Annotated in this window: 26 protein-coding genes and 1 pseudogene; 13 read left to right on the plus strand and 14 right to left on the minus strand. The window is 70.4% G+C overall.

From position 1 onward, the window contains the following. Positions 1 to 152: 152 nt before the first annotated feature. Genes J2Z33_RS01010 through glpD form a run of 5 tightly spaced genes read right to left on the minus strand, consistent with a single transcriptional unit; the run spans position 153 to position 5,666 of the window. Positions 153 to 1,022: a carbohydrate ABC transporter permease gene (locus tag J2Z33_RS01010; protein WP_209836969.1), complete on the minus strand. Its 870-nt coding sequence runs from the start codon at positions 1,020 to 1,022 to the stop codon at positions 153 to 155. Beyond that, entirely contained in the window at positions 1,019 to 1,891 is an 873-nt protein-coding gene (locus J2Z33_RS01015; RefSeq protein ID WP_209836971.1) for a carbohydrate ABC transporter permease, read from the minus strand. The genes J2Z33_RS01010 and J2Z33_RS01015 overlap by 4 nt, the downstream gene beginning before the upstream one ends. Beyond that, positions 1,888 to 2,967: an ABC transporter ATP-binding protein gene (locus J2Z33_RS01020; protein ID WP_209836972.1), complete on the minus strand. Its 1,080-nt coding sequence runs from the start codon at positions 2,965 to 2,967 to the stop codon at positions 1,888 to 1,890. The genes J2Z33_RS01015 and J2Z33_RS01020 overlap by 4 nt, the downstream gene beginning before the upstream one ends. Positions 2,968 to 2,970: 3 nt before the next feature. Beyond that, the gene (locus J2Z33_RS01025; RefSeq protein ID WP_209836974.1) at positions 2,971 to 4,056 is read right to left on the minus strand and encodes an ABC transporter ATP-binding protein; all 1,086 of its coding nucleotides are present in this window, start codon (positions 4,054 to 4,056) and stop codon (positions 2,971 to 2,973) included. Continuing rightward, positions 4,053 to 5,666, minus strand: a complete 1,614-nt coding sequence (gene glpD / locus J2Z33_RS01030; RefSeq protein WP_342454098.1) for a glycerol-3-phosphate dehydrogenase — start codon at positions 5,664 to 5,666, stop codon at positions 4,053 to 4,055. Before glpD ends, J2Z33_RS01025 begins: the two co-directional genes overlap by 4 nt. Positions 5,667 to 5,840: 174 nt before the next feature. On the opposite strand from glpD, the gene J2Z33_RS01035 reads away from it, so the two are divergent. Next, complete coding sequence (locus J2Z33_RS01035) at positions 5,841 to 6,626, plus strand: DeoR/GlpR family DNA-binding transcription regulator (protein WP_209836979.1); 786 nt, start codon at positions 5,841 to 5,843, stop codon at positions 6,624 to 6,626. Positions 6,627 to 7,375: 749 nt separating this feature from the next. On the opposite strand, the gene J2Z33_RS01040 is transcribed toward J2Z33_RS01035, so the two are convergent. Then, on the minus strand, positions 7,376 to 7,705 hold the full coding sequence (locus tag J2Z33_RS01040) for a hypothetical protein (protein ID WP_209836981.1): 330 nt from the start codon (positions 7,703 to 7,705) through the stop codon (positions 7,376 to 7,378). Between the two features lie 396 nt (positions 7,706 to 8,101). Then, complete coding sequence (locus tag J2Z33_RS18610) at positions 8,102 to 9,808, minus strand: FAD/NAD(P)-binding protein (RefSeq protein ID WP_209836983.1); 1,707 nt, start codon at positions 9,806 to 9,808, stop codon at positions 8,102 to 8,104. 314 nt (positions 9,809 to 10,122) lie between these two features. On the opposite strand from J2Z33_RS18610, the gene J2Z33_RS01050 reads away from it, so the two are divergent. Both J2Z33_RS01050 and J2Z33_RS01055 read left to right on the plus strand, forming a co-directional pair. Continuing rightward, a complete protein-coding gene (locus tag J2Z33_RS01050) occupies positions 10,123 to 10,260 on the plus strand; it encodes a hypothetical protein (protein WP_209836985.1) in 138 nt (45 codons plus the stop codon). 18 nt (positions 10,261 to 10,278) lie between these two features. Further along, a pseudogene (locus tag J2Z33_RS01055) lies at positions 10,279 to 10,761 on the plus strand (PAS domain-containing protein); the annotation flags it as partial. Between the two features lie 8 nt (positions 10,762 to 10,769). On the opposite strand, the gene J2Z33_RS18115 reads toward J2Z33_RS01055, so the two are convergent. Together J2Z33_RS18115 and J2Z33_RS01065 are read right to left on the minus strand one after the other, a co-directional pair. Continuing rightward, positions 10,770 to 10,961, minus strand: a complete 192-nt coding sequence (locus J2Z33_RS18115) for a type II toxin-antitoxin system RelE/ParE family toxin (protein WP_245218368.1) — start codon at positions 10,959 to 10,961, stop codon at positions 10,770 to 10,772. 2 nt (positions 10,962 to 10,963) lie between these two features. After that, positions 10,964 to 11,134 carry a ribbon-helix-helix domain-containing protein gene (locus tag J2Z33_RS01065; RefSeq protein ID WP_209836987.1) on the minus strand — a complete coding sequence of 57 codons (171 nt, stop codon included), beginning with the start codon at positions 11,132 to 11,134 and terminating at the stop codon, positions 10,964 to 10,966. Positions 11,135 to 11,226: 92 nt separating this feature from the next. On the opposite strand from J2Z33_RS01065, the gene J2Z33_RS18910 reads away from it, so the two are divergent. Further along, positions 11,227 to 11,595, plus strand: coding sequence for a nuclear transport factor 2 family protein (locus tag J2Z33_RS18910; protein ID WP_209837479.1), 369 nt, complete (start codon positions 11,227 to 11,229; stop codon positions 11,593 to 11,595). After that, positions 11,592 to 11,927, plus strand: coding sequence for a MoaF-related domain-containing protein (locus tag J2Z33_RS01075; protein WP_209836989.1), 336 nt, complete (start codon positions 11,592 to 11,594; stop codon positions 11,925 to 11,927). The genes J2Z33_RS18910 and J2Z33_RS01075 overlap by 4 nt, the downstream gene beginning before the upstream one ends. A gap of 87 nt (positions 11,928 to 12,014) precedes the next feature. Here J2Z33_RS01075 and J2Z33_RS01080 read toward each other — a convergent pair whose 3' ends face one another. Beyond that, positions 12,015 to 12,920 (minus strand): LysR family transcriptional regulator, encoded by a 906-nt coding sequence (locus J2Z33_RS01080; RefSeq protein ID WP_209836991.1) that lies wholly within the window; start codon positions 12,918 to 12,920, stop codon positions 12,015 to 12,017. Between the two features lie 129 nt (positions 12,921 to 13,049). On the opposite strand from J2Z33_RS01080, the gene J2Z33_RS01085 reads away from it, so the two are divergent. From J2Z33_RS01085 to J2Z33_RS01120, 8 genes are all read left to right on the plus strand, one after another. Next, on the plus strand, positions 13,050 to 14,219 hold the full coding sequence (locus J2Z33_RS01085) for an aldo/keto reductase (RefSeq protein WP_209836993.1): 1,170 nt from the start codon (positions 13,050 to 13,052) through the stop codon (positions 14,217 to 14,219). A 50-nt stretch (positions 14,220 to 14,269) separates the two neighbouring features. Next, on the plus strand, positions 14,270 to 15,007 hold the full coding sequence (locus J2Z33_RS01090) for an SDR family oxidoreductase (protein WP_209836995.1): 738 nt from the start codon (positions 14,270 to 14,272) through the stop codon (positions 15,005 to 15,007). Positions 15,008 to 15,155: 148 nt separating this feature from the next. Beyond that, a complete protein-coding gene (locus tag J2Z33_RS01095; protein ID WP_209836997.1) occupies positions 15,156 to 16,211 on the plus strand; it encodes an NAD(P)-dependent alcohol dehydrogenase in 1,056 nt (351 codons plus the stop codon). Between the two features lie 314 nt (positions 16,212 to 16,525). Next, positions 16,526 to 17,953, plus strand: coding sequence for an MFS transporter (locus J2Z33_RS01100; RefSeq protein WP_209836999.1), 1,428 nt, complete (start codon positions 16,526 to 16,528; stop codon positions 17,951 to 17,953). A 19-nt stretch (positions 17,954 to 17,972) separates the two neighbouring features. Continuing rightward, complete coding sequence (locus J2Z33_RS01105) at positions 17,973 to 18,971, plus strand: aldo/keto reductase (protein WP_209837001.1); 999 nt, start codon at positions 17,973 to 17,975, stop codon at positions 18,969 to 18,971. A 132-nt stretch (positions 18,972 to 19,103) separates the two neighbouring features. Further along, positions 19,104 to 19,676: a flavodoxin gene (locus J2Z33_RS01110; protein WP_342454099.1), complete on the plus strand. Its 573-nt coding sequence runs from the start codon at positions 19,104 to 19,106 to the stop codon at positions 19,674 to 19,676. A 13-nt stretch (positions 19,677 to 19,689) separates the two neighbouring features. Further along, the gene (locus tag J2Z33_RS01115) at positions 19,690 to 20,715 is read left to right on the plus strand and encodes an alpha/beta hydrolase (RefSeq protein ID WP_209837005.1); all 1,026 of its coding nucleotides are present in this window, start codon (positions 19,690 to 19,692) and stop codon (positions 20,713 to 20,715) included. A gap of 12 nt (positions 20,716 to 20,727) precedes the next feature. Continuing rightward, positions 20,728 to 21,492: an SDR family oxidoreductase gene (locus J2Z33_RS01120; protein WP_209837006.1), complete on the plus strand. Its 765-nt coding sequence runs from the start codon at positions 20,728 to 20,730 to the stop codon at positions 21,490 to 21,492. A 17-nt stretch (positions 21,493 to 21,509) separates the two neighbouring features. Here J2Z33_RS01120 and J2Z33_RS01125 read toward each other — a convergent pair whose 3' ends face one another. The 4 genes from J2Z33_RS01125 to J2Z33_RS01140 form a co-directional block, all read right to left on the minus strand. Next, positions 21,510 to 21,761, minus strand: coding sequence for a hypothetical protein (locus J2Z33_RS01125; protein WP_209837008.1), 252 nt, complete (start codon positions 21,759 to 21,761; stop codon positions 21,510 to 21,512). A 36-nt stretch (positions 21,762 to 21,797) separates the two neighbouring features. Continuing rightward, positions 21,798 to 21,953 (minus strand): hypothetical protein, encoded by a 156-nt coding sequence (locus J2Z33_RS01130; protein ID WP_209837010.1) that lies wholly within the window; start codon positions 21,951 to 21,953, stop codon positions 21,798 to 21,800. 223 nt (positions 21,954 to 22,176) lie between these two features. Then, entirely contained in the window at positions 22,177 to 22,656 is a 480-nt protein-coding gene (locus J2Z33_RS01135) for a hypothetical protein (protein WP_209837012.1), read from the minus strand. A 470-nt stretch (positions 22,657 to 23,126) separates the two neighbouring features. Then, entirely contained in the window at positions 23,127 to 26,729 is a 3,603-nt protein-coding gene (locus J2Z33_RS01140; protein WP_209837481.1) for a vitamin B12-dependent ribonucleotide reductase, read from the minus strand. Positions 26,730 to 26,924: the final 195 nt, after the last annotated feature.

Genomic DNA, 26,924 nt, shown 5'->3' on the forward strand with positions numbered 1-26,924 from the left:
CGGCGCGGCCCAGAGGAGGAAGGCCAGGAGCCCGCCCATCAGGATCGCGAGGGTCGCGGCGAGGGGGGCCACGCGGGGCCGCCGGATCGGGGCGGTCGCGTGCTCGTCCACCGGGGGGATCAGGCCGGAGGGGGCGTGCGGGTCGAGGCTCATCACACCCTCCCCAGGGCGAAGCCCTTGGCGATGTAGTTGCGGACGAACCAGATCACCAGCGCGCCGGGGATGATGGTCAGCACCCCCGCCGCTGCCAGCACCCCCCAGTCGAGCCCGGAGGCCGAGACGGTGCGGGTCATGGTCGAGGCGATGGGCTTGGCGTTCACCGAGGTCAGGGTGCGCGAGAGCAGCAGCTCCACCCAGGAGAACATGAAGCAGAAGAAGGCCGCGACGCCGACGCCGCTGGCGATGAGCGGCAGGAAGATGCGGAGGAAGAAGCGCGGGAAGGAGTAGCCGTCGATCCACGCCGTCTCGTCGATCTCGCGGGGGACGCCGCGCATGAAGCCTTCGAGAATCCAGACCGCGAGGGGGACGTTGAAGAGGCAATGCGCCAGCGCCACCGCGATGTGGGTGTCGAAGAGCCCGACCGCCGAGTAGAGCTGGAAGAACGGCAGCGCGAAGACCGCCGGCGGGGCCATGCGGTTGGTGAGCAGCCAGAAGAACAGGTGCTTGTCGCCCAGGAACGAATAGCGCGAGAAGGCGTAGGCCGCCGGCAGCGCCACCGCGACCGAGATGACGGTGTTGAGGACGACGTAGATCAGGCTGTTGACGTAGCCCATGTACCAGCTCGGATCGGTGAGGATCGTCGCGTAGTTGGCGAGCGTGGGATCGACGGGCCAGAGCGAGAAGCCGCCCAGGATCTCGTTGTTGGTCTTCAGGCTCATGTTCACGAGCCAGTAGATCGGCAGGAGCAGGAACAGCAGATACAGGGTCATCACCACGGCGCTGCCCCAGGACCTCTCGGAGCGGGCGCGGGCGGCGCGGGCGGGGACGGCCGTGGCGGCGGAGGAGGCGAGGATGTCGGTCATCGGGGCCCCTCCTCGCGGTCGAGGTTGGTCATCACGGTGTAGAAGGCCCAGGAGACCAGCAGGATGACGAGGAAGTACATGATCGAGAAGGCGGCGGCGGGGCCGAGGTCGAACTGGCCGAGCGCCATCTTCACGAGGTCGATCGACAGGAAGGTGGTCGCGTTGCCGGGGCCGCCGCCGGTGACGACGAAGGGCTCGGTGTAGATCATGAAGCTGTCCATGAAGCGCAGCAGGATCGCGATGACGAGGACGCCGCGCATCTTGGGCAGCTCGATGAAGCGGAACACCGCCCAGCGCGAGGCCTGGTCGATCTCGGCCGCCTGGTAGTAGGCCTGGGGGATGGAGCGCAGGCCGGCGTAGGCCAGCAGCGCGATGAGCGAGGTCCAGTGCCACACGTCCATGACGACGATGGTCACCCAGGCGTCGATGGCGTCGCGGGTGTAGTTGTAGTCGATCCCCAGCGCCGCCACGGCGCGGCCGAGGAGGCCGATGTCCACGCGGCCGAAGATCTGCCAGATGGTGCCGACCACGTTGAACGGGATCAGCAGCGGCAGCGCCATCAGGACGAGGCAGAGGGAGGACCAGAAGCCCTTCCTGGGCATGTGCAGGGCGATGAGGATGCCGAGAGGCACCTCGATCAGCAGGACGATGGCCGAGAAGAGGATCTGGCGGCCGAGCGCGTCCCACATCCGTTCGGAGTGGAGCAGGTCGTCGAACCAGCCGATGCCGTTCCAGAAGAACTCGTTCGAGCCGAAGCTGTCCTGCACCGAGTAGTTGACCACGGTCATCAGCGGCACCACCGCCGAGAAGGCGACGAGGACCAGCACCGGCAGGACCAGCAGCCAGGCGCGGTTGTCGATGGGCTTCAACGGGCGGCCTCCCCTTCCACGCGCCAGCCGTCGGCGAAGACGCCGACATGGGCCGGGTCGAACGTCACCCGCGTCATGTCGGGGCCGAGCGGCCCGCCCTCGGGCAGCACGATGTCGAGCGGGCGGCCCCCGAGGTCGGCGCGCACGATGCGGTGGCGGCCCACGTCCTCGACGCGGCGGATCGCGACGGGGAGGCCCTCCGTGGCCGAGAGGCGCGCGAACTCGGGGCGGATGCCGATCTCGGTGCGACCCGAGAGCGGGGCGTAGCCGCGTCCGAGGGGGATCGCGCCGCCGGGGAGATGGGCGCGGTCGCCCTCCACCCGCGCGGGGAGGACGTTCATGCCGGGCGAGCCGATGAAATAGCCGACGAAGGTGTGGGCGGGCCTCTCGAAGAGGTCCTGCGGCGTGCCGATCTGGACGACGCGGCCCTCGTGCATGACGACGACGCGGCTGGCGAAGGTCAAGGCCTCGGTCTGGTCGTGGGTGACGTAGATCATCGTGTGCCCGAACTCGCGGTGGAGCGCCTTGAGCTGGGTCCGCAGCTCCCACTTCATCTGGGGGTCGATGACGGTCAGCGGCTCGTCGAAGAGGATGGCGTTCACGTCCTGGCGGACCATGCCGCGGCCGAGGCTGATCTTCTGCTTGGCGTCGGCGGTGAGGCCGCGGGCGCGGCGGGGGAGCGACTCCTCCAGGCCCAGCATCCGGGCCACGGCCTGGACGCGGGCGGCGACCTGCGCGGGCGGCAGGCCCCGGTTCCGCAGCGGGAAGGCGAGGTTGTCGCGCACGGTGAGCGTGTCGTAGACCACCGGGAACTGGAACACCTGCGCGATGTTGCGCGCGGCGGTGGGGGCGTCGGTCACGTCATGGCCGTCGAAGAGGATGCGCCCCTGCGAGGGGCGGATCAGCCCGGAGATGATGTTCAGGAGCGTGGTCTTGCCGCAGCCCGAGGCGCCGAGCAGCGCGTAGGCCTCGCCGTCGGCCCAGTCGTGGTCGAGCTCCTTGAGGGCGAACTCCTCCTCTCCGCGCGGCTGGGCGAGGTAGGAATGGGCGAGGTTGCGGAGGGTGATCCGGGCCATGGGTCAGGCCGCCATCGGTTCGGGCGAGGGGCCGATGCGGCGGCCCCCGGCGTCGAAGAGGTGGAGGTGGGCGGCGTCGAGCCAGACGGCGACGGGCGTGCCGGGCGCGAGCGGACGGACGCCGGGCAGGAGCCCGACCCAGCGCGCGCCGGTGTGGTCGAGGTGGAGGAAGGTCTCGGAGCCGGTGATCTCGGCCCCCAGCACGGTGGCCTGGAAGGCAAGCGCCTCGCCCGCCGGGCGGTCGAGCCCGAGATGGTGGGCGCGGAAGCCCGCGCGATACGGCCCGTCGGGGAGCGTCCCAAGACGGGCGGGGACGGCGGCCTCTCCGGCGCCGAACAGGAGGCGGTCGCCGTCCTTGCGGAGGTCGAGGATGTTCATCGGCGGGTTCGAGAACACCCGGGCGGTCACGGCGTCCACGGGCGCGCGGTAGACCTCGGCCGTGGGGCCGAACTGGGTGACGCGGCCCTCCCAGAGGGTCGCGGTGTGGCCGCCGAGGAGGAGGGCCTCCTCGGGCTCGGTGGTGGCGTAGACGAAGACCGCGCCGGATTCCTCGAAGAGGCGGGGGATCTCGGCGCGCAGCTCCTCGCGCAGCTTGTAGTCGAGGTTCGCCAGCGGCTCGTCGAGGAGGACGAGGCCGGCCTCCTTGACCAGCGCGCGGGCGAGCGCGGTGCGCTGCTGCTGCCCGCCCGAGAGTTCGAGCGGCTTGCGCGAGAGGTAGGGCGTGAGGCGCATGAGGTCGGCGGCGCGGCGGACGCGGGACTCGATGTCCGCGCGGGGGAGGCCCTGGAGGCGGAGGGGCGAGGCGATGTTGTCGAAGACGGTCATCGACGGGTAGTTGATGAACTGCTGGTAGACCATGGCCACGCCCCGGTCCTGCACCCGCACGCCGGTCACGTCGCGCCCCTCCCAGAGGACGCGCCCCGCCGTGGGCTGGTCGAGCCCGGCCATCAGCCGCATCAGCGTCGTCTTGCCCGAGAGCGTCGGCCCCAGGAGGACGTTGAGGCTGCCCTTCCGCAGCACGAGATTCGTGGGATGGATGTGGACGCGCGCGCCCACCGCCTTGGCCACGCCTTGCAGCTCCAAGGTCATGCCCGGCCCCCCTGCCCCGCCAGCGCGAGAGCCGCCGCGTCCCGGCCCCCGTCCTGGAACCAGTCGTCGATGCGCCGGGCCGCGCGGGCGTCGAGCCGCAGGCCCAGCTTGGTGCGCCGCCAGAGCACGTCGTCGGCGGTGCGGGCGTATTCCCTGTCGCGGAGCCAGCGCAGCTCGGCCTCGGTCAGCGTCGCGCCGAAGTCCTCGCCCAGGTCGGCGAGGCCGCGCGCGCCGGACAGCAGCGCGCGCGCGTCGGTGCCGTAGGCGCGCACGAGGCGCAGCGCCCAGGGCTCGGTCAGGAAGGGGTGGGCGGCGCGCAGGTCGGCCACGAGGCGCGGAACCCCGTCCACGGGGAAGTCGCCGCCGGGGAGCGGCGCGCGGGCGGTCCAGGGCGGCGCGGCGGTGCCCAGCACGGGGGCGAGCTTCTCCAGCGCGGCCTCGGCGAGGCGGCGGTAGGTGGTGATCTTGCCGCCGAAGACGTGGAGGACGGGCGCGCCCGGCGCGGCGTCGAGCTTGAGCGTGTAGTCGCGCGTCGCGGCGGTGGCGGAGGCCCCGCCTTCGTCGTGGAGGGGACGGACGCCGGAGTAGGTCCAGACGATGTCGGCGCGGGTGACGGGGCGCGCGAAGTAGGTGGAAGCGAAGGCGCAGAGGTAGTCCTGCTCCGCCTCGGTGCAGGTGGCGGGCACGGAGGGGTCGGGGTGATCCACGTCCGTCGTGCCGATCAGGGTGAAGTCGCCCTCGTAGGGGATGGCGAAGATGATGCGGCCGTCGGTGCCCTGGAAGAAGTAGGCGCGGTCGTGGTCGAAGAGCTTGCGCGTGACGATGTGCGAGCCGCGCACGAGGCGGATGCGGTCGCGCGACTGGAGGCCGAGGGCGCGGGACAGCACCTCGCCGGCCCAGGGGCCGGTGGCGTTGACGATGGCGCGGGCGCGCAGCGTGGCGCGGCCTTCGGGGCCTTCGACCTCGGCCTCCCAGAGGCCGGACGCCACGCGGGCCGACAGGACGCGGGTGCGGGAAAGGATGCGGGCGCCGCGCGACTCGGCGTCGCGGGCGTTGAGGACGACGAGGCGCGAGTCCTCCACCCAGCAGTCGGAGTATTCGAAGGCGCGGCGGAACCTGGGCTTGAGGGGCCGCCCGGCCTCGTCGCGGGTGAGGTCGAGGGCTCGGGTGCCGGGCAGGATCTCGCGGCCGCCCAAGTTGTCGTAAAGGCCGAGGCCGAGGCGGATCAGCCAGTCGGGGCGGCGGCCCCTGGCCCAGGGCATCGCCAGCGCCAGGGCGCGCGAGACCGGCGTCGCGCTTTCGAACCGCATGGCGGGGTCGAGGGGAAGGACGAAGCGCAGCGGCCAGGAGATGTGCGGCATGGCGCGCAGCAGCACCTCGCGCTCGCGCAGGGATTCGCGGACGAGGCGGAGCTCGAGGAATTCGAGGTAGCGCAACCCGCCGTGGAAGAGCTTGGTGGAGGCGGAGGACGTGGCCTGCGCGAGGTCGTCCTTCTCGCACAAGGCCACCGACAGGCCGCGCCCGGCGGCGTCGCGGGCGATGCCGCAGCCGTTCACGCCCCCGCCGATGACGAGGAGGTCGAACGGATGAGTCCCGTGATCGCTGGCCACCCCCTGCCCCTCCCCGGCACGACGTGAGGGAAGGCTAGACCCGCCTTCGCGATGCGTCAACGACCATGTTCGTTTCCGTTCGTTCCCGTTCGTTTTGCCGCGATGCGGCATGGGAACCGCTCGCATGGCGCAAGGCGGGCTGCTAGGAAGGCGGCGGACCGCAAGCGAGGACCGATGTCGCAGACCCTTCGGCACCCCGAGATCGTGGAGCTGGCCCGCCGCCAGGGGAAGGTGACGGTCGAGGATCTCGCCCGGCACTTCGACGTGACCTTGCAGACGATCCGCCGTGACCTCGCGGAGCTGGCGCAGGCGGGGCAGCTCGAGCGGGTGCACGGGGGGGCGGTGCTGCCGTCGCGCACGAGTAACATCGGCTACGGGGAGCGGCGGCGGCTGCACGGCGAGGCCAAGGCCGCCATCGGGCGGGCCTGCGCGGCGCTGGTGCCGCACGACTGCGCGCTGTTCCTGTCCATCGGCACGAGCACGGAGGCGGTGGCGCGGGAGCTGCTGGGCCACCGCAACCTGCTGGTCGTCACCAACAACATGAACGTCGCCAACATCCTGGTCGCCAACCCGGACTGCCAGATCGTGCTGGCGGGCGGGACGATCCGCCGGTCGGACGGCGGCGTCGTCGGCACGCTGACCATGCAGACGATCCGGCAGTTCAAGTTCGACCTGGCGGTGATCGGCTGCTCGGCGCTGGACCGGGACGGGGACATCCTCGACTTCGACCTGCAGGAGGTCGGCGTGAACCAGGCGATCCTGGCGCAGTCGCGCCGCCGCATCCTGGTGGCGGACCGGTCGAAGTTCCAAAGGAGCGCGCCGGCGCGGATCGCCTCGCTGGGCGATCTCGACGTGCTGGTGACGGATGCGGGGCTGGAGCCGGACCTCGCCGCGAGGTGCCGGGCCTGGGGCACGGAGGTCGTGCGCGCCGAGGCCGGGGGCGGGGCGGAGGAGGGCTGAGGCGCGGCCGGAGTCGGGGCCGGAGTCGGGGCCCAGGTCGGGTCCCAGGTCGGGGCCCAGGTCGGGTCCGGAATCGGGGCCGCGCGGGGTCGGGTCGTTCGTCATGTCGCGTCCTCCTGTCTCCTGCGGGCCGAGGGCCCTGTTGCGAATCGCCGGGCGGCCTGGGGCGGCCCGTGCGGACAGGATCGCAGGAACAGGTTGACGGAGTCCGACAGCAACGAACGGTCAGGGGCCGATTCGCGCAACGCTCCCGGCGAGGGGGGCGAAGAGGCGAATCAGGGTTGCCTCGGGCGGGGATGGGTAGCGCGCCGAAGCGCATCCTACGGGGGCGGGCCAGGCCCCGGCCGCCGGGGTCGCGGCGGTCAGGCCTGAGAATCCGAGGAGGGAACCCACCGAGCGGCGTCCCAAGACGTTGATCCTATGGATGTGTAATCACGTCCTTGCTGGACCTGCGCGCGATCTGCGCCGGGTTCGGAGGGCAACTTGCGCCCTGGCTCACCTTCACGGCCCTGGCATCGGGAAAGCACCAGCGCCCCGAAGGCAGGCGACAACGGCGGGCTGGTCCTGTCTGTCCTACCGATCCAACCCGGGGGTCTCCGCCGTCCTCCTCCTCCGAAGTTCCGCTACAGCGAAGCGCAACCGCCGAAGGCCGGTGCTTGCAGCAATCCGGACGACGCCCGGCAGGGTTCCGTCCAGGACCCATCGGATGACCTGCCCTGTCGAGAGCCCCGTCGATTTCGTGGCGCCTGTCAGATCGACAGGGCCTTCCGCACCGGCTCGGGACCCGGGGGCGTTGCCTCCATGGCTCGCAGAAGAGCCTCGATGTCCCGGTGCCCGAACACGATCCGCCCCAGATGGTCGTCGGGATCGCGGTCGAGGATGGCGCAGGTGCCCACCTCGCGGTCGTAGCTGCGCCGCCCTTCCAGGTCGCAGGCGAGGGTCTGGCCGTCCGCGGGGTCGAACAGGAACAGCCGGGCGCTTTCGCCGTCGGAGGTGCCGAGCTCGGCGCAGTCGAGGTTGGCGATCCGCACCGGCACGCCCGCCACCTCCAGCGTGTCGCCGTCGCGGACGTGCGTCATGCGGCCCTGGAGCGGGTTGGCCGACCGGGACGGCGGTGCGGCTCGGTCTCGCGCGGCGCCGGGGTCGGAGCCGGGGCGGGATCAGGAGGGGCGCGCGAGGGCGTGGACCCGGGCAGCCACTCGGCGGGGCGGCCCGGCCGCCACCCGTCCCAGCCCTGCGGCAGGCGCGCGGGGTCGAGCCAGCCCAAGGCGACGCGCACGGACGCGAGGGCCGCGAGCCAGGTCCGGGGGGCGCCGGCTGCGGGAGCGGGACGGGGAGCGGCGGCGGGGGCTGCGGCGCGGGCGGCGGGTCGTGGCCGCGCTCCAGCAGGTCCGACGGGCCGGGTCATGGGCCTGACAGGACGAGAAGGCGACGGGCCTGATCCTCGGACGCCCCTTCTCGGCTCGGGCCTCGGCTCAGGACGGCAGAAGGAGCAGGCCCGCCGGCTCGGGCTCCGCCTCCCGTCCCGCCGGGCCTCCGCCCTCCACCTCCGCCCGGATCGCCTGGGCCACGGTCCGGCCCAGCTCCTCGGCGCTGGTGAGGCCCTGGTGGAAGGGGCGCAGGTGCAGCAGGAACGGCAGGGCGAGAAGGTGCAGCCCCCGGTGGAGGGCCAGGCCGTTCACCGGGCGGAACGCCGCGTCGAGATCGACGCCGCCGGTCTCCACGGCCGCGCCCTCCTCGTCCCATGCCGTGCGCACGGCGCGGGCCTCCCGGACGGCGCCCTGGGCCCGGAGCGTGGGAAAGGGCAGGTCGGCGGCGTCGAGCGCCCGCTGCCCGGTGGCGTCGACATAGGCCGTGAGGCGGCGCTCGCCCCCTTCCCAGGCGAGCCGGGCGCCGGGGCCGTCCTCCGCCGGCTCCAGGCGGTAGTCGGCGCCGAGGCGGATCACCTCGATCCGGTCGGCGCGGCGCAGCGCCAGGAGCCGCTCGATCGACTCGTGCGGCACGGTGGCGTAGTCGTCCACGAACACGGCCTTCCAGCCCGCGTGGAAGCGCCCGAGATCGCCGGCCGAGAGGTGCGGCACCGCGCGCGCGATCACCTCGTGCATCCGCAGGATGGCGTAGCGCCACGGCACCACGACCTCCCGTGCGTAGTTGGCCTGGGCCTCGGCCAGGTTCAGCGCCGCCCAGGCGAAGGGGTCGCGCCCCTCCCGCTCGGCGAAGTAGGCGGGAGCGAAGCCGTCGGCGTCGAGGCGGGACAGGCCGATGCGCGCGGCGTAGTCCGGGTCGGCGCGCACGAGCTCCTCGCGGAAGAGCTCGAACGCGGCATCGAGGAGGTCGGGCCGGCCCGACGCGACGAGGGCGTCCACCGCCTCGGGCGTGCAGACGAGGTTGTCCTCGTAGGGGATCGGGAAGAAGAAGTCGGCCTCGGGCAGGAGCCCCTTGCGCGACATGAGCGCGAGCCGCAGCTCCTGCGTGCCGGGCTTGGGGTGGTAGCCGAGCACGCCGGAGGGCTCGCGCAGGAACGCGCCATGCGCCCCGGCCACCGCCACGGCGGCGTCGATGGCCGAAAGCGAGGTGCCCAGGACGCCCACCGGGCCGGGCGCGATGGCCCGCAGCGCCGAGGTGGGATAGGGCGAGGCGAACCAGCCCGGCCGCGTCTCGGTGGCGTCCGAATGGGTGTGGCCCGTGGCCATCACCGCGTGATCGAAGGCAAGGCGCAGCGGCCCGGCCTCGGGGCGCTCCGCCGTGAGCAGGACATCCGCCTCGCGCAGCTCGATGTCGGTGACGTCGTGGGAGGCGAGCACCGTGACCGCGTGGCCGCTGGCGCCCGCCCGTTCCAGGAGCCGGGCGAGCTGGGCGCGGAAGTACTCGCCCAGCACCACGCGGGGGTAGAAGGCGCGCTCGTCGATGCGCTCGCGCGGCACGCCCAGGCGCTGGAGCTCCGCGTCGGGCTGGCGGACGAGCCACGCGACCAGGGTCTCGGTCAGGGGCGGGATCTCGACGCTGGCGATGTTGGCGAGCATCGCATGGCCGTTGAGCTCGGGCGAGTAGGGCATCCCCCAGCCCGCCTCGGGCTGCGCCTCCAGAAGGGTCACGTCGAGGGGCCGGGACGACGCCAGGAGATGCTGGAGCGTGTAGAGCCCGGTCGGCCCCGAGCCCACGACGGCGATCCGCGGCCTCACGGGCGCGGCCCGGATGGGAGGGCTCGCGACGGGGCGGCTGCGGGGCGGGCGGCTGGCGAGGGGGGAGCGGCTGTCATGGCCCGCTTGAGGTAACCGGCGCACGGCCCGCTTCAAGGACGGCTCGTCTCGTGGCAGCGCGACGGCTGCCGCAGGGCGGCGCGGCGCTGTCGGCCCCGGCCCTGGGTCCGGTCGTCGAACCGGAGCGGACGCAGGGCACGGCCCCGCTCGTGGACATCGGGGACAGTCAGCGCCCAGGCGCGGCCGACAGGCTGGGCGGGCCGGGCCACGGTGGCGGTCGTGGAGACATCGGTCCGATGCGACTCGGCGCCTGCATCGGTCCGCTGGCCACCGGTCACCTCATGCCGGGGATGATGGACTACCGCGCCATCGTGGAGACCGCGCGGGACTACGCCATCTTCACCACCGACGCCGAGGACCGGATCGAGACCTGACCGCCGGGAGCCGAGGCGGTCTTCGGCTGGACGGCCGCCGAGGCGATCGGGCAGCCTTACGCGATCACCTTCACGCCCGAGGACCGCGCCGCCGGCGTGCCCAAGGCGGAGTTGCGCACCGCTCGCGAGACAGGCCAAGCGCCGAACGTGCGCTGGCACATGAGGAAGGACGGCTCGCGCGTGTTCATCGAGGGCATCGTGCGGCCGCTCACCGGACCGGATGGCGCCGTCACAGGCTATGTCAAGGTGGGCCAGGACGTGACCGAGCGGCGCGCGGCCGTGCAGGCCTTGCACGAGAGCGAGGCGCGGTTCCGCAACATGGCCGACCACGCGCAGGTGATGATGTGGGTCGCCGACGACGCGCGCGAGGCGTGGAAGGACCGGGCGGGCCTGCGTCTCTCTCGGGCTCAGGCTTCGAACAGGCCGGGCAGGTTACGCGCCCCGTGCAGCACACGCACGACCCGCACCTCGTCGCCCACCTCCACGAAGAAGATCAGGTAGCGCCCGTGCTAGGCCATCCGCTGCCCCTCGTGCAGCTCGTCGCGCGCCGGGAAGCTCCCGGGCCGCTCCGCCGCCTCGCGCATCCTCGTCTCGATCTCGGCCACGAAGGACATGGCCCGTCCGGGGCTGTCGAGCGCGATGACGTCGCCGACCTCGATGAGGTCCGCCCGCGCGGCCGGAAGGATGACCAGGCGCGCCACGATCACGCCTTGGCGGCGTAGCGCGCCCGCAGCTCGGCGAAGACCTTCTCGGCCGGCAACCCCGGCCCGCTGTCGAGCCCGGTCTTGATCGCCGCCCGCAGGGCCTCAAGGTCGCGCCGCTCGGTGTCGTGGGCGCGCGCCCACGCGATGGAAATGTTCCGCCAATCGCCCATTGGATCCCTCCGCGCAAGCGGGCAAATGTCACCCGCCGGCTCCGGTTTCACGTGGATGAAGGTCAGGGGTCACAGCAGCCGGGGGCCGGTACATTCAGCACAACCCGAACGTTCCGAACGGAGCGGAGGCCTTCTACGGCGACTTCGAAGGCTTCTTCAAACAGAACTCTGAGTCGCATGTCATGATTCATCACGCAATTGCCGAAGGCGATCTGGTGGTGCTTCACCTGAATTCCAAGCTCAGCGAGCAGGATCGCGGGCGAGCGATCGTGGACATCTTTCGCGTTGAGGACGGGAAGATCGTGGAGCACTTCGACGTGATCAGGACGTTCCTGAGAGGACCGTCAACGGGAACACGATGTTCGACGGGAACAACGACAAATAGGACTTGGCGGCCCTGCCCTGGAACCTTCCATCGCGTGAGGACCGCAACGGCAACCCTTGAGGGGACGAAGGAATGACTCACTCGCATGACCTGGTTTCGAAAGGCGAGTTCGTGGCGGCAGGGCACGTCTATGACGTGGACTTCGGAGGTGATCTCAGGTTTCGCCTGGACTTCACGTCAGAGACCGAGGCTACGTACACGTCGCTTCTCGATCCACAGGTCCAGGAGACCGTAAGCCTGTCCGTCACTAGGCTCCGACCGGGTCTCTTCCTGGTCACGTGGACCGAGAAGGCTGGAAACACCGTCGTGCACATCGAGGATTTCGAGAACCGGGTGATCTACACGAACATCACGGCAAAGGACGGAACCTTCATCCGCAAGAAGGGGCCGATCACCCAGGTGCGATGAGCGTCCCTATCGCCGGGTGAAGGCACGCAGATGGAGGTCGTTGCGGTCGCGCTCCGGAGTCATTCAGACATCCTCCGGAGACCGCGCTCACCTCTTGCTCCCCGCCTGCTGTCGCAGCGCCTCGACCAGCAGCCGGAACGCCGGCGAGGCCTGCCGGCGGCTGGAGTAGTAGAGATGATACCCGGCGAAGAGCGGACACCAGTCCTGAAGCACCTGGATCAAACGGCCGCTGGCGACGTGGGCCTCGGCATAGGGCTCGGGCAGGTAGGCCAGCCCCAGGCCGTCCAGCGCCGCGCTGAGACGCAAGGCCAGGCTGTTGTAGGTGAGCTGGCCCTCCACCCGGACCTTCACCTCGCGCCCGTCCTTCTCGAACTCCCAGGCGAACAGGCTGTCGTGCGTGGGCATCCGCATGTTGATGCAGCGATGCTGCGTCAGGTCCTGCGGCACCAAGGGAGGATCACGACCGGAGAGGTAGCCCGGCGAGACCACGACCGCCATGCGCATGTCGGGCCCGATCCGGACGGCGATCATGTCGCGCGCGACCTGCTCCCCGAGCCGCACGCCGGCGTCGAACTGGTCCGCCACGATGTTGGTCAGGCCCTGGTCGATGATGAGCTCGACATGGATGTCGGGGTAGCTGGGCAGGAAGCGGGCCAGCGCCGGCTGCAGGACCGACACCGCCGGATGTTCGCCGGCGGTGATGCGGATGGTCCCGGCCGGCTTGTCCCGCAGCTCGCTCAGGGCGTCCAGCGCGGCCTCCATCTCCGCGAACTGGGGCCCGATGGAGCGCAGGAGCCGCTCGCCCGCCTCGGTGGGAGCCACGCTGCGGGTCGAGCGCGTGAGCAGGCGGATGCCCAACTCCTCCTCCAGCTCGCGGACGGTCTGGCTCAGGGACGACTGCGCGAGGCCCAGCCGCGCGGCCGCGCGGGTGAAGCTACGCTCGGTCGCGACGGCGACGAAGGCGTGGAGCCGGTCAAAGGGACGACGAGCCATTGATCGATCCAGCCTATAGGTCCTTGCGTGTCCGTTAGTCTAATCGAGGAGATGCGCCAGGGCTATCTCACGTTCATCCGTCATGGAGCCAGCCGCGGCGCGGCGGCTCCGCCTCACCAGGAGAGCGACATGACCTCTGAGCCCCAGGACGATCCCGTGCCGATGAACCGCCGCAGCCTGCTTGGGCTCGGCCTCGGAGTGACTGCGGCGGCCTCGCTTCTCCCCGCCGTCGCAGGTGCGCAAGGTCAGGAGGCGGCGCCAGCCGCGCCGACGTCCGCAGCCCCCGCGCTTGCCCGCCGCCGGCTGGGGACGCTGGAGGTGTCCTCCGTCGGCCTTGGCGTGCAGAACATGCACCGGAGATATGAGACGACCGTCCCCTACCGCCCCGAGATGCTCGCCATCATCCGCACGGCCTTCGACCAGGGCGTCACTTTCTTCGACTGCGCCGAGGCCTACGGCCCCTTCGAGAACGAGCGCATCCTGGGCGAGGCCATCGAGGGCTTCCGCGACGAGGTCGTCATCACCTCGAAGTTCGGCTGGAACATCGACCCGGAGACCGGCGTGCGGTCCCCCGGACTCAACAGCCGGCCCGAGCACGTCAAGCGGGCCGTCGAGGGCTCGCTCCAGCGCCTGCGGACCGACCGCATCGACCTTCTCTACCAGCACCGCGTCGACCCGGCCGTGCCGATCGAGGACGTGGCCGGCGCGATCCAGGACCTGATGACCGAGGGCAAGGTGCTGCACTGGGGCCTCTCGGAGATGGGGCTCGGCACGCTGCGCCGCGCTCATGCCGCGCTGCCCCTCACCGCCGTGCAGAGCGAATATTCCATGCTCTGGCGCGGACCGGAGGCGGAGGTCATCCCCACCTGCGAGGAGCTGGGCATCGGCTTCGTGCCCTGGAGTCCGCTCGGGGTGGGGTTCCTCACGGGGGCCATCGACGAGCAGACCCGCTTCGCCGAGGGCGACATCCGGGCCGTCGAGACCCGCTTCGCGCCCGAGAACCTGCCCCACAATCTCCAGCTCGTGGAGGTGGCGCGGACCTGGGCCGAGCGGAAGGGGGCCACGCCCGGCCAGATCGCGCTCGCGTGGCTCATGGTGCAGAAGCCGTGGATCGTGCCCATCCCCGGCACCACGCAGAGGGCGCACCTGCTCGACAACATCGGCGCGGCGGCCGTCACGTTCACGCCCGACGAGTTGGCCGACTTGGACGGGGCCGTGCGGGCCATCGAGGTCCTGGGCCAGCGCCTGCCCGACCAGGTGCTGGCCTATTCGGGAGTCGAGGCGCCGGAACGGGGCTGAGAGGAGGGGCGGCCAGCGACGCGATGCCGCCGGCCTTGGAAGGAGTCATCATGCAGCTTGACGGCAAGATCGCCCTCGTGACCGGGGGCAACTCCGGCATCGGGCTCGGCACCGCGCGCCGCCTTATCGAGGAAGGCGCCTTCGTCCACATCACCGGACGGCGGCAGGAGGCGCTCGACCGGGCGCAGGCGGCCCTCGGCCCGAGCGCCCGCGCCATCCAGGCCGACGTGACGCGCAAGGCCGACATGCAGCGCGTGGCCGATGCCATCCGCGACGGGAAGGGCCGGCTCGACATCGTCTTCGCCAACGCGGGCGGGGGCGGGTTCATCCTCCTTGAGGACATCACCGAGGCGGACTTCGACCGCAGCTTCGACGTGGACGTGAAGGGCGTGCTCTTCACCGTCCAGACGGCGCTGCCGCTGATGGGCCAGGGCGGGTCGATCGTGCTCAACACCTCGATCACCGCCTTCATGGGCCTGCCCGCCTTCAGCCTCTACGCGGCCGGCAAGGCGGCGCTGGTGTCCTTCACCAAGACCTGGGCCAACGAGCTGCGCAAGCGCGGCATCCGCGTGAACGCGGTCGCCCCGGGCGTGGTGCCGACCGAGGGCTACGGCAAGGACATGGGCCGGGACGAGGACCAGGTTCGGCGCTACGTCGAGCGGGTGAGCCGGGAGATCCTCGTGGGCCGCGTGGGCACCGTCGAGGACATCGGCAACGCTGTCGTCTACCTGTCCTCGGACGCGGGCCGCTTCGTCAACGGCATCGAGATCACCTCGATGGCGGCATGACGCAGGTCTACCAAGGCAGGAATGGTGCCGAGTAAAGGGAGACATTCAGGACGCCCCCCATCGCTCCTCCATCCCCGTCCAACACCGGTACTGAGAACCGATCGATCACCCTCGGCACTGGCCTGTCGAGCAACTGGAAAGACGACGCATGAGAACCATCGGCTACGCCGCCCAGTCCCCTGACGCCCCCCTCGCGCCCTTCGCCTTCGAGCGGCGCGAGCTGCGGCCCAACGATGTCGCCATGGACATCCTTTATTGCGGGGTCTGCCATTCGGACCTGCACACCGCGCGCAACGACTGGGGCTGGACCATCTACCCCGCCGTGCCCGGCCACGAGATCGTGGGCCGCGTCACCGCCGTAGGGTCTGAGGTCACCCGCTACACGGTGGGCGACACCGTGGCCGTGGGCTGCATGGTGGACAGCTGCCAGCACTGCGACCAGTGCCGCAAGGGCGAGGAGCAGCTCTGCCGGGAGGGGAACACCGGCACCTACAGCAGCCGCGACCGGCTTACCGGGGATGTGACCCATGGCGGCTACTCCCGGCATCTGGTGGTGCGCGAGGAGTTCGTCCTGCGCGTGCCCGAGGGCCTCGACCTCGCGCGCGCGGCGCCGCTCCTGTGCGCGGGGATCACCACCTACTCGCCACTGCGCACCTGGAACGTGGGCCCGGGCAGCCGCGTGGGCGTGATCGGGCTCGGAGGGCTCGGGCACATGGCCGTCAAGCTCGCCTCGGGCCTGGGCGCGCATGTCACCGTGCTGAGCCGCACGCCCGACAAGGAGGCCGACGCCCTGGAGCTCGGGGCCGACGCCTTCCTTGTGTCCTCGGATGCCGACGCCATGGCGCAAGCCGCCTCGGGGTTCGACCTCATCATCGACACGGTGCCCGTGCGTCACGACCTCAAGCCCTACCTGCCGCTTCTGGACGTCGACGGCACCCTCGTCCTCGTGGGGCAGGTCGGGCCCATGGACGAGATGAACACCGTGCCCCTCCTGCTGGGCCGCCGGCGCGTCGCGGGTTCCCCCATCGGTGGCATCCGCGAGACCCAGGAGATGCTCGACTTCTGCGCCCGCAAGGGCATCCTGCCCGACTGCGAGATGATCCGCATGGACCAGATCAACGAGGCCTACGAGCGCATGGAACGATCCGACGTCCGCTACCGCTTCGTCATCGACATGGCCTCGCTGACCGAGGCTGCGGCCTGACGGGCTGCCTGCCGCTCCCTGCTCCCACCTGGCCGCCGCGCGAGGGCGGCGGCCAGCCCGTCCCAGCACTTCGGATCCGATGATCCAGAGAGCCGGCCAGGTCTCGTCCGAAGAAGCACGTGGTCGCGTCCAGGCCATGCCGCGGTCATCGGACCGCAAGCGCGGCGGAGCTATTCTTCGGCCCCTCCTATAGCTCCAATCAGATTTCGCACCCTAATCCCATGATCTGCCGAGCACTACCTCGGTGCAACGCCGCGCAGACCGGTCTTGAGCCTGTCGCGCTCCGATCGGCATCCCCCAAGAGGTCGGTTCCCATGATCCTGCCGGACTCCGCTGCCCTGACGCCCGTTCGCAAGCAGGCCATTCTCGCCATCGTCCTGCTCAGCTACGTGCTGATCGTGCTCGACATCTCCATCGTCATCACCGGTCTGGAGAAGCTCCAGGCCGAGCTCGGCTTCTCGGAGGTCGGGCTCTCGTGGGTGTCGAGCATCTATACGCTGGCCTTCGGGAGCGTCCTGCTGCTGGGAGCCCGGGCCGGGGACATGCATGGCCGGCGGCGCATGTTCCTCCTGGGTCTGGGCCTCTTCACCCTCGCCTCGCTGGCGATCGGCCTGGCCGCCTCTCCGGAGTGGGTCATCGCCGGGCGAGCGATCCAGGGCCTGGGAGCCGCCGTTCTCGCGCCGTCGACGCTGGCGCTTCTTCAGACCACCTTCGCTCCCGGTCCGGAACGCACGAAGGCGCTGGCCTATTACGCCGCCGCCGCCGGTGTGTCCGCCAGCGTGGGCCTCGTCCTGGGCGGGATCCTGGCGGACTGGGTCTCCTGGCGGGCGGGGTTCCTGATGAACGTGCCCCTGGGGCTGGGCCTTCTGATCGCGGCCCGCCGCTGCATCGACGAGTCGGCGCGGCTTGGGGGGCGCATGGACTGGGCCGGCGTCGTGATGTCGACCCTGGGCATGGGGGCGCTCGTCCATGGGGTCGTGCGCTCGGCCACGGCCGGCTGGTCCGACCCGCTCACGCTCGCCAGCCTCGTGATCGGGGTGACGGCCCTGGCGCTGTTCGTTCGGATCGAACGCCGCGCCGCGCCGCCCCTCATGCCGCTGCGCCTCTTCGCCAGCCGCGAGCGGAGCGGAGCCTATGCGGCCCGGCTCCTGTTCCTGGGCGCGAACGTGGGCTTCTACTTCTTCATCTCGCAGTTCTTCCAGCAGGTGATGGGGCTCAGTGCCGCCGGGGCGGGTCTCGCCTTCCTGCCTGCGACGCTCGTCAACTTCGCCGCCGCGCTCGCCGTGCCCCGTCTGGCGTCCCGCTTCGGCAGCGGCCCGGTCCTGATCGCGAGCCTTGGGGCCAGCGCTCTGGGCTTCCTGGGCCTCGCCCGGGGTGTGTCGAGCCAGGCTGACCTGTTCGGCCTGGCCGTGCCCATGATGCTGGTGGGTCTGGGCCAAGGCGGCGCGCTGGCGCCGCTCACCCAGTCGGGCGTGGCCGGCGTGACGCCCGATGAGACCGGAGCGGCCTCGGGCGTGGTCAACGCCGCGCATCAACTGGGCAGTTCGCTCGGGCTCGCCGTTCTCGTCGCCGTGGCGGCGGCGGCCGGAACCGGTCCGGCGGCAGGCGCACTGCAGTCCGGCCAGATCTCCGCCGCCCTTTGGGCGGGACTGGGCCTGGTCGTGGCGGCCCTGGTCCTGTCCTGGGCCCTGATCCTTCCGGCGGCACCCAAGGCTCGCCCGGCTCCCTTTCCCGCATCCTGACATCCCAAGGAGGATCACGATGGAACACCGCACACTCGGCCAGAACGGCCCGGAGGTCTCGGCCCTGGGCCTGGGCTGCATGAGCATGACCTCGGCCTATGGACCGGCGGGGGATCGGGGCGAGATGATCGCGCTGATCCGCGCCGCCGTGGACCGGGGCGTGACCCTCTTCGACACCGCAGAGGCCTACGGCCCCTTTGCCAACGAGGAGCTGGTCGGCGAGGCGCTGGAGCCGGTCCGCGACCGCGTGGCGGTCGCCACCAAGTTCGGCTTCGACATCGACCTCGCGACCGGCGAGCGCCGGAGCGGCGGCACCAACAGCCGGCCCGAGCACGTCAGGGCCGTGGCCGAGGCGGCGCTGAGGCGGCTGCGGACCGATCGCATCGACCTCTTCTACCAGCACCGGGTGGACCCGAACGTGCCAATCGAGGACGTGGCGGGGGCCATCGCGGAGCTCGTGGCCGAGGGCAAGGTCCGGCACTGGGGCCTGTCGGAGGCCGGGCCGCAGACGATCCGGCGCGCCCATGCCACCCATCCGCTGGCCGCCGTCCAGAGCGAGTACTCGCTGTTCTACCGCGGCCCCGAGGCCGAGATCCTGCCGCTCCTGGAGGAGCTGGGCGTGGGCTTCGTGCCGTTCAGCCCGCTCGGCGCAGGCTTCCTGACCGGACAGATCGACGCGACCACGACCTTTGCTCCCGACGACTTCCGCAACTTTGTGCCCCGTTTCTCGGCGCAGGCGCGGGCCGCCAACATGGCGCTGGTGGATCTCGTGCGCGCGGTCGCGACCGAGAAGGAGGCCACGCCCGCGCAGGTCGCGCTGGCTTGGCTCCTCGCGCAGAAGCCCTGGATCGTGCCCATCCCCGGCACGACGAAGCTGCACCGGCTGGAGGAGAACCTGGGCGCGGTCGCACTGACCCTCACGCCCGAGGAGCTGGCCCGCATCGATGCCGAGGCTGCGAAGATCCCGGTCGAAGGCGAGCGCCTGCCCGAGGCGGCGTTGGCGATGACGGGGCTCTGAGACCTGGGCCGGCCATTGCGCCGGCCCACCCTCGCGTCCTTTCGGCCGACCGAAGGACGGGACGAGCCACACTAGGTCGCGCCTCGCGGGCGCCGGCCTCCAGCCGAGAGGAGAAGCACAGATGACCGACACGTGCGACAACGGCCGCCGCGACGCGCTGAAGGTGGCTCTGGCCGCCGCGGCGTTCGTCGCCGCTCCCCAGGCCGCCCTGGCCCAAGACGGAATGGCCGGGCAGCGGCTGGTCTCCTGTCGCGCTCAGGCAACACGTGGGTGCTGGCGGGGGCGCTGGCCCGCCGCTACGACGCGGATCTGTTCGAGCTGCGCCCGCGCGATCCCTGGCCCGAGGACTACGAGCAGATGGTCACCTGGGCGCACGAGTGGCGCGACAGCGACGGCGACGTGCCCCTGGCCGAGACCCTGTCCGGGATCGACAGCTACCGGACGGTGTTCCTCGGCTTCCCCATCTGGGGCAACGAGCTCCCCGCGGTCGCGCGCAGCTTCCTGCGCAGCCATGACCTGTCAGGCAAGACGGTCGTGCCCTTCATCACCTACGGCAGCTCCGGCCCTGGCAACTCGATGGAGACCGTTCGGGCGCTGGCCCCGAACGCGCGCGTCCTGGACCCGTTCGTGCTGCAATGCGACCAGGAACGCAGCACGCTGGACAGCCTGGAGGGCTGGCTGGGGAGCGTGGGAGAGCCGCTCTGAGGCACCCCGACCCATGAGCCAGGATCACGAGGCCATCATGACGACGAACCGATCCCGCCTGCGGACGCGCGCCCTCGCGTCGGTCGCCGCCAGCGTCCTCGCCGCGAGCGCGGCCGCGGAGGCCCCCACCACCCAGGCCCCGCATCTCCGGGTAGGCGACACGATCGGTGACCTGCTGGCTCATCCGGCGCTGGCCGGCTTCGCCGACCGGACGTTGCCCTGGGCGGGCCGACGCTACGACGGCACGATGCCTCTGGGCGACATCGCCGCGCTGCTGCCCTACCACAGCCACGTCGATCCCGGGAGCGTCGTGGACGGTCTGAACCGGATGATCGACGACGTGAACGCCGGTCGTCGGGTGTTCTTTGACATCTACCCGGAGGCACAGCGGCGGGCCGATCCCGGCCTGGCCGCCACCGGGCTGTTCTTCTTCCGCGGCGAGCCGGGAGCCCCCTTCGCGGTCGTCGCACCGGGCGGTGGCTTCTCCTATGTGGGCTCCGTGCATGAGGGCTTCCCCTATGCCGCCGAGATCAGCCGGCACGGCTACAACGCCTTCGTCCTGACTTACCGAACCGGACGGGGCGGCGCGGCGGCGACGCGCGACCTGGCCGCCGCGCTGACGTTCCTCTTCGAGAACGCCGAGGTTCTGGGGATCGGCACCCAGGACTACTCGCTGTGGGGCAGCTCGGCGGGGGCCCGCATGGCTGCGACGATCGGCTCGCACGGCGCCGCCGGGTTCGGAGGCGGGGACCTTCCGAGGCCCGCCGCCGTCGTGATGGCCTACACCGGGCACTTGGACGCCTCGTCCGACGAGCCGCCCACCTTCGTCGTCGTGGGCGCGCGGGACGGGATCGCTCCGCCCGCCACGATGGAGCGACGCGTGGACGCGCTGCGACGGGCCGGCACCGAGGTGGAGTACCACAGGTACGAGACCCTGGGTCATGGCTTCGGGCCGGGGATCGGCACCGAGGCCGAGGGATGGATCGCCGGCGCCGTCCGGTTCTGGGAGCGTTTCATCTACAGGCACAACGGGCCATGAGGAGACCTGGTCATGGATGAAGGGAAACGCACGCTGTTGGCCGTTGGCGCGACCGGCAGCGTCGGCCGCTATGTGGTCGCCTCCGCCTTGAACCACGGATGGACCGTGCGCGCCTTGGTCCGCGACGCGGGTCGGGCGGGATCGTTCCCGGCGGGCGTCGAGGTCGTCGTGGGAGACCTGACCCGCGCCGACACGCTGGCCCAGGCGGTCGCTGGCGTCGACGCGATGGTGTTCACCCACGGCACCTACGGCGATCCGGCGGCGGCGGAGATGGTCGACTACGGGGGCGTGCGCAACGTGCTGTCCGCCCTTGGGCCTCGCGCGGCGCGTCTCGCGCTCATGTCGACGATCGGGGCGACCGACCGCAAGGGCTCGCACGACTGGAAGCGGCGAGGCGAGCGTCTGGTCCGCGCGAGCGGCCGGCCCTACACGATCGTGCGTCCGGCCTGGCTCGACTGCAATCAGCCGGATCAGCACCGGTTGGTGATGCTTCAGGGCGACAAGCCGCTGTCCGGCAATCCGAGCGACGGCGCGATCGCGCGACGCCAGGTGGCGGAGGTCCTGGTCCGCAGCCTCAGCTCGGAGGCGGCGCTCCGCAAGACCTTCGAGCTGCACAGCGCACGAGGACCGGAGCAGGACGACTTCGATCCCGTCTTTGGCCTGCTGGAGACCGATGCCGCGGGCGCCCTGGACGGAGCCCGCGACAAGGCGAACATGCCGCTCGGGACGGAGCCGCCGCACGTGGTCGCGGACCTGGACCGCATCACGGTCTCGTAGCCCACCTGTGGGCTACCTCAGACGGCAGCTCGCCACGCCAGGACTCGAAGCGCGCGAGTGATGCCGTGCGTGACGAATGCGAAAAGCGTGATCATTGCTAGCCAATGGCCAATGAAATGCAGCCCCTGCGCGCAGAAATCCCACATGACGAGGCTGTAGTCGAAGCGCAGGCGCGTCCAGAGATCCATCACGGCAGCGCTGCGCAGTCCTTGAACCGAGATGGCCGCTCCGACCAGCAGCCCACTCCAACGCCAGACAGGACCGCTCATGCCGAGCCTGTTGCTTGGAAGGACAAATGTGGCCGACTATCGCGCCGCCCGCCGCAGGATCATCCCGACGCTCCCGTGGCCGACTTTCTCCCCGTCGGTCTCAGTGTCGTCGCCGGCCAAGCCGTAGAGCACGTCCGCGCCGCTCGTGGCCACGATCGTGTCCCTGCCGCTTGTCCCATACACAGCGGCCATCGCCCTTGCTCCCGAAGAACAACGTCCCAGACGTCGATGTTGTGCGGATCAGGTCCGATCTCGAGGTGGACCGACATCTCCCCGACCGGCTCTCACCTAAGTTTATGCAATCCCGACGGTTAACGACAAGAGGAATGTTGCCGATCGGGAAACGATGAGGGTGGCCGACCTTGGACTCGCGGACGACGGCTCGGAACTCGTGGTCGGCAGCAGCTCTGCCCGGTCAGCGGCCCGGATCCTGCGCGGTCGTCCCGTGCTGCCTGGCCCTCAGCCCTTCGTAGAGCTGGACCGGCCCGAGCAGCACCTGCTTGAGCCCCTGCCGCACCTCCGCCGAGTCCAGCGCCTGCCGGCTCATGGAAGTGTGCGCCTCGAAGGCGTCCATGATCGCATCGAGGATGGCGTCGCCCAGCGCGGGGGAGCTTGCGGACTGCTCCTTGGTGTTGCTGGCCGCCTGCTGCGCCAGCATCTCGTTCTCCAGAAGCTTTCCCTTGAGCACGCTGTTCACGTAGATCAGTCGGTCGTCGTCGGTGACCTCGCCGTGTGACAGGTCGTTGAGCTTGTCGACGATCTCGGCCAGGCGCGCCTTCTCTTTCTCGGGCAGCCCGCCTGAGCCGGTCTCCGCCATGGGCTTGAGCGCCTCGCTTTCCCCACCCAGCGCGAGCGTCCTGGTGCCCTGCCTGAGCAGCTTGTGATGGGTCAGCACGATCTTCGAGGTGTCGACGGTCTCGCGCTCACGCCCAAACTCCAGGAGCGGCAGAAGCCTGCGATAGAAGAGACCGCGCCCCGAGCGCCGTGTTCCCGTAGTCGAAGATCTGGGCCAGGAAGCTGTACACGAGGGCTCCGATGCCGATTGGCTGCACGACGAGTTGGGGAGTCGAGGCCTGCGCGTCTGCACCCCAGGTCGACGTGGTCGCAACCGCCCGGCCCGGTACAACCATCGGCCTCGCATGCAACGGTGCCGGACCGAGAACGCCCATGTCCGCTTAAGGGTCTAGCCGGCCGTCTCCGTCATCTCTGGCGGCTGTCGTAAGGCTGAACCTTGGTTAACGCGAGGAGGATGCTAGCTATTCTGAACCGAGTTGGCCGGCGGCGCAACCTTTCCCCAAAGTTCCGGTCAAAGGTTGCGCCGTTGGTGGATCTTATCCCCCGATTCATAGCCGCGCCACGATCGCCTCAGCTGCAGCCGCTCGTGCCGCCGCAGGTGTTGCACTTCATGCAGGTGCCGTTCCTCACCAGCGTATAGTTGCCGCACTCACCGCAGGGGTCGCCCTCGTAGCCCTGGATGCGGGCCTTGTCGCGGGCGCTGATCGGGCCGGTGGCGAGCGCGGTCGCGGAGGTCGAGGGGTCGTGGGCGGCCGGGGTCTCGGCCACGGCGGAGGCGGCGGCGGCCAGGAGGTCCTGCGGCAGGCGCTTGCGGAGGTAGCCCGTGGAGCTGATCTCCTTGAGAAGGCGGATCGACTGCGTGGCCACGCTGTCGCCCGAGGCCACGACGTTGCGCTCGGCCTCGCCCTGTCCCAGTTCGTCGAAGCTCGGCCCCTTGGGGGCGACGTGCGCGAGGTCGGTGCGGTCGAGGTAGGAGATCGCCAGCTCGCGGAAGATGTAGTCGAGGATCGAGGTCGCCGACTTGATCGAGTCGTTGCCCTGCACCATGCCCGCGGGCTCGAAGCGGGTGAAGGTGAAGGCGTCCACGAACTCCTCCAGGGGCACGCCGTATTGGAGGCCCACCGAGACGGCGATGGCGAAGTTGTTCATCATCGCCCGGAAGCCCGCGCCTTCCTTGTGCATGTCGAGGAAGATCTCGCCCAGGCGGCCGTCGGCGTATTCGCCGGTGCGGAGATAGACCTTGTGGCCACCGATGATCGCCTTCTGGGTGTAGCCCTTGCGGCGGGCGGGGAGCTTGTCGCGCTCGCGGGTGCGGACCTCGCGGACGATGATCTTCTCGACGATCTTCTCGGCCAGCACCGCCACCTTCTCGGGGACGGAGCCGGTGGCCAGCACCTCCTCGGCCTCCTCGTCGCCATCGATGAGGGCGGAGGCGAGGGGCTGCGACAGCTTGGAGCCGTCGCGGTAGAGGGCGTTTGCCTTCACGCCGAGCGACCACGACAGGGTGTAGGCGTCCTGGCAGTCGGCGATAGTGGCGCCGTTCGGCATGTTGATGGTCTTGGAGATGGCCCCGGAGATGAAGCTCTGGGCGGCGGCCATCATGGTGATGTGCGATTCGACCGACAGGTAGCGCCGGCCGGTCTTGCCGCAGGGGTTGGCGCAGTCGAAAACGGACAGGTGCTCCTCGCGCAGGTGGGGGGCGCCCTCCAGCGTCATGGTCCCGCAGACGTGGTCGTTGGCGGCGTCGATCTGCGCGCGGGTGAAGCCCAGGTGGCGCAGGAGGTCGAAGCCGGGGTCGTTCAGCCTGGCGGCAGGGATGCCGAGGGTGCGGGTGCAGAACTCCTCGCCCAGCGTCCACTGGTTGAAGACGAAGCGCACGTCGAAGGCCTGCGGCAGCGCGGCCTCGATCTTCTCCAGTTCCTCGGGGCCGAAGCCGTGGCCGAGGAGAGCGGTGTGGTTGAGGCCCGGCGCGTTGCCGAGCGTGCGGTGCCCGACGGCGTAGGCGATGATCTCCTCGATCTCGGCCGGGGAGTAGCCCAGCTTGTCGAGCGCGGCGGGGACCGACTGGTTGATGATCTTGAAGTAGCCGCCGCCGGCGAGCTTCTTGAACTTCACCAGGGCGAAGTCGGGCTCGATGCCGGTCGTGTCGCAGTCCATCACGAGGCCGATCGTGCCGGTGGGCGCGATCACGGTGGTCTGGGCGTTGCGGTAGCCGTGCGCCTCGCCCAGCGTCAGGGCGTCGTCCCAGGCCTGCATGGCGAGTTCCGAGAGCCGGGCGTCGGGCACGTTGGCATGGTCGAGGGGGACGGGCTTGACGGCGAGGTTCTCGTAGCCCCCCGCCTGGCCATGGGCGGCGCGGCGGTGGTTGCGGATGACGCGGAGCATGGATTCGCGGTTGCGGTCGTAGCCGGCGAAGGCGCCGAGTTCGGACGCGATCTCGGCGGAGGTGGCGTAGGCGGTGCCGGTCATGATCGCGGTCAGCGCGCCGCAGAGCGCCCGGCCCTCGTCCGAGTCGTAGCCGAGGCCCATGTTCATCAGGAGGCCGCCGATGTTGGCATAGCCCAAGCCCAGGGTGCGGAAGTCGTGCGACAGTTGCGCGATCTCCTTGGACGGGAACTGCGCCATCAGGACGCTGATCTCCAGCGTCAGGGTCCAGAGCTTGACGGCGTGGACGTAAGCCGCGGCGTCGAACTCCTCGCCGTCCCAGAAGGTCAGGAGGTTGAGCGAAGCGAGGTTGCAGGCCGTGTCATCGAGGAACATGTATTCCGAGCAGGGGTTCGAGCCCCGGATCGGGCCGTCGGCCGGGCAGGTGTGCCAGGCGTTGACGGTGTCGTGGAACTGGATGCCGGGGTCGGCACAGGCCCAGGCGGCGTGGCCGATCTGGTCCCACAGGCCGCGGGCGCGGAGGGTCTTGACGGCCTTGCCGCCGACGCGGGCCTTGAGGGTCCATTCCCCGTCGGCCTCGACGGCGCGGAGGAAGGCGTCGGTGACGCGGATCGAGTTGTTGGAGTTCTGGCCCGAGACGGAGGCGTAGGCCTCGGAGTCCCAGTCGGTGTCGTAGGTCGGGAACTCGATGGAGTCGAAGCCCTGGCGGGCGTAGTCGAGCACGCGCTTGATGTAGGTCTCGGGTATGGCCGAGCCCTTGGCTGCGCGGATGGCCGCCTTGAGGGCGGCGTTGGCGGCCGGATCGTAGGCATCGGAGGCCGCACCGTCCCATTCGCGGATCGCCGCGAAGATGGCGTTCAGGCGCTTCTCGTGCATCTTGGAGCCGGCGACGAGAGAGGCGACCTTCTGCTCCTCGATGACCTTCCAGTTGATGAAGGCCTCGATGTCGGGGTGGTCGGCGTCCACGATCACCATCTTGGCGGCCCGCCGCGTGGTGCCGCCCGACTTGATGGCCCCCGCCGCGCGGTCGCCGATCTTGAGGAAGCCCATGAGGCCCGAGGACTTGCCGCCGCCCGAGAGCTTCTCGCCCTCGCCGCGGAGCGACGAGAAGTTGGTGCCCGTGCCGGAGCCATACTTGAAGAGCCGCGCCTCGCGGACCCAGAGGTCCATGATGCCGCCCTCGTTCACGAGGTCGTCCTTGACGGACTGGATGAAGCAGGCGTGCGGCTGGGGATGCTCGTAGGCGCTCTCGGAGCGGGTCAGTTCCTTGGTCTGGTAGTCCACGTAGTAGTGGCCCTGAGCCGGGCCGTCGATGCCATAGGCCCAGTGGAGGCCGGTGTTGAACCACTGCGGCGAGTTCGGCGCGCCCATCTGCCGGGCGAGCATGTGCCGCATCTCGTCGTAGTAGGCGCGGGCGTCGGACTGGTCCGTGAAGTAGCCGCCCTTCCAGCCCCAGTAGGTCCAGGCGCCCGCGAGGCGGTCGAAGACCTGCTTGGCCGAGGTCTCGCCCAGCAGGGTCGCGGCCTTGGCCGGCACGGAGCGGCGGAGCCAGGCGGGCACCCCCTCCTCCCTGACCGGGGTCGTGGCCGAGGGCACGCCCGCCTTGCGGAAATACTTCTGGGCGATCACGTCGGCGGCGACCTGGGACCACGCTTCGGGCACCTCGAGGGTGTCGAGCTTGAAGACGGTGGTGCCGTCGGGGTTGCGGATCTCGGAGGCGGTGGTGCGGAAGGAAATGCCTTCGTACGCATCCCGCCCTTCGGTGGTGAATGCCCGCGCTATTTTCATGTCCACGTCCTCCTGACGCCGGTCGAATTTGATTTCCAGAAACAATGACTACCCCGCCGCCCCGATTGAAGGGCGTCGCGGCCCGAATAGGGCCGTCGTGGGCGGGGCGTCACTGCCTGTCGGGGCCACCATATGTTGTGGGTGGCTGCTGCTCCAACACATCCTGTCGCAGGACGTTCCTCGCGGCAACGTGAA

Origin of the sequence: Rubellimicrobium aerolatum (genome assembly GCF_017872975.1) — a bacterium.
GTDB classification, from domain to species: domain Bacteria; phylum Pseudomonadota; class Alphaproteobacteria; order Rhodobacterales; family Rhodobacteraceae; genus Rubellimicrobium; species Rubellimicrobium aerolatum.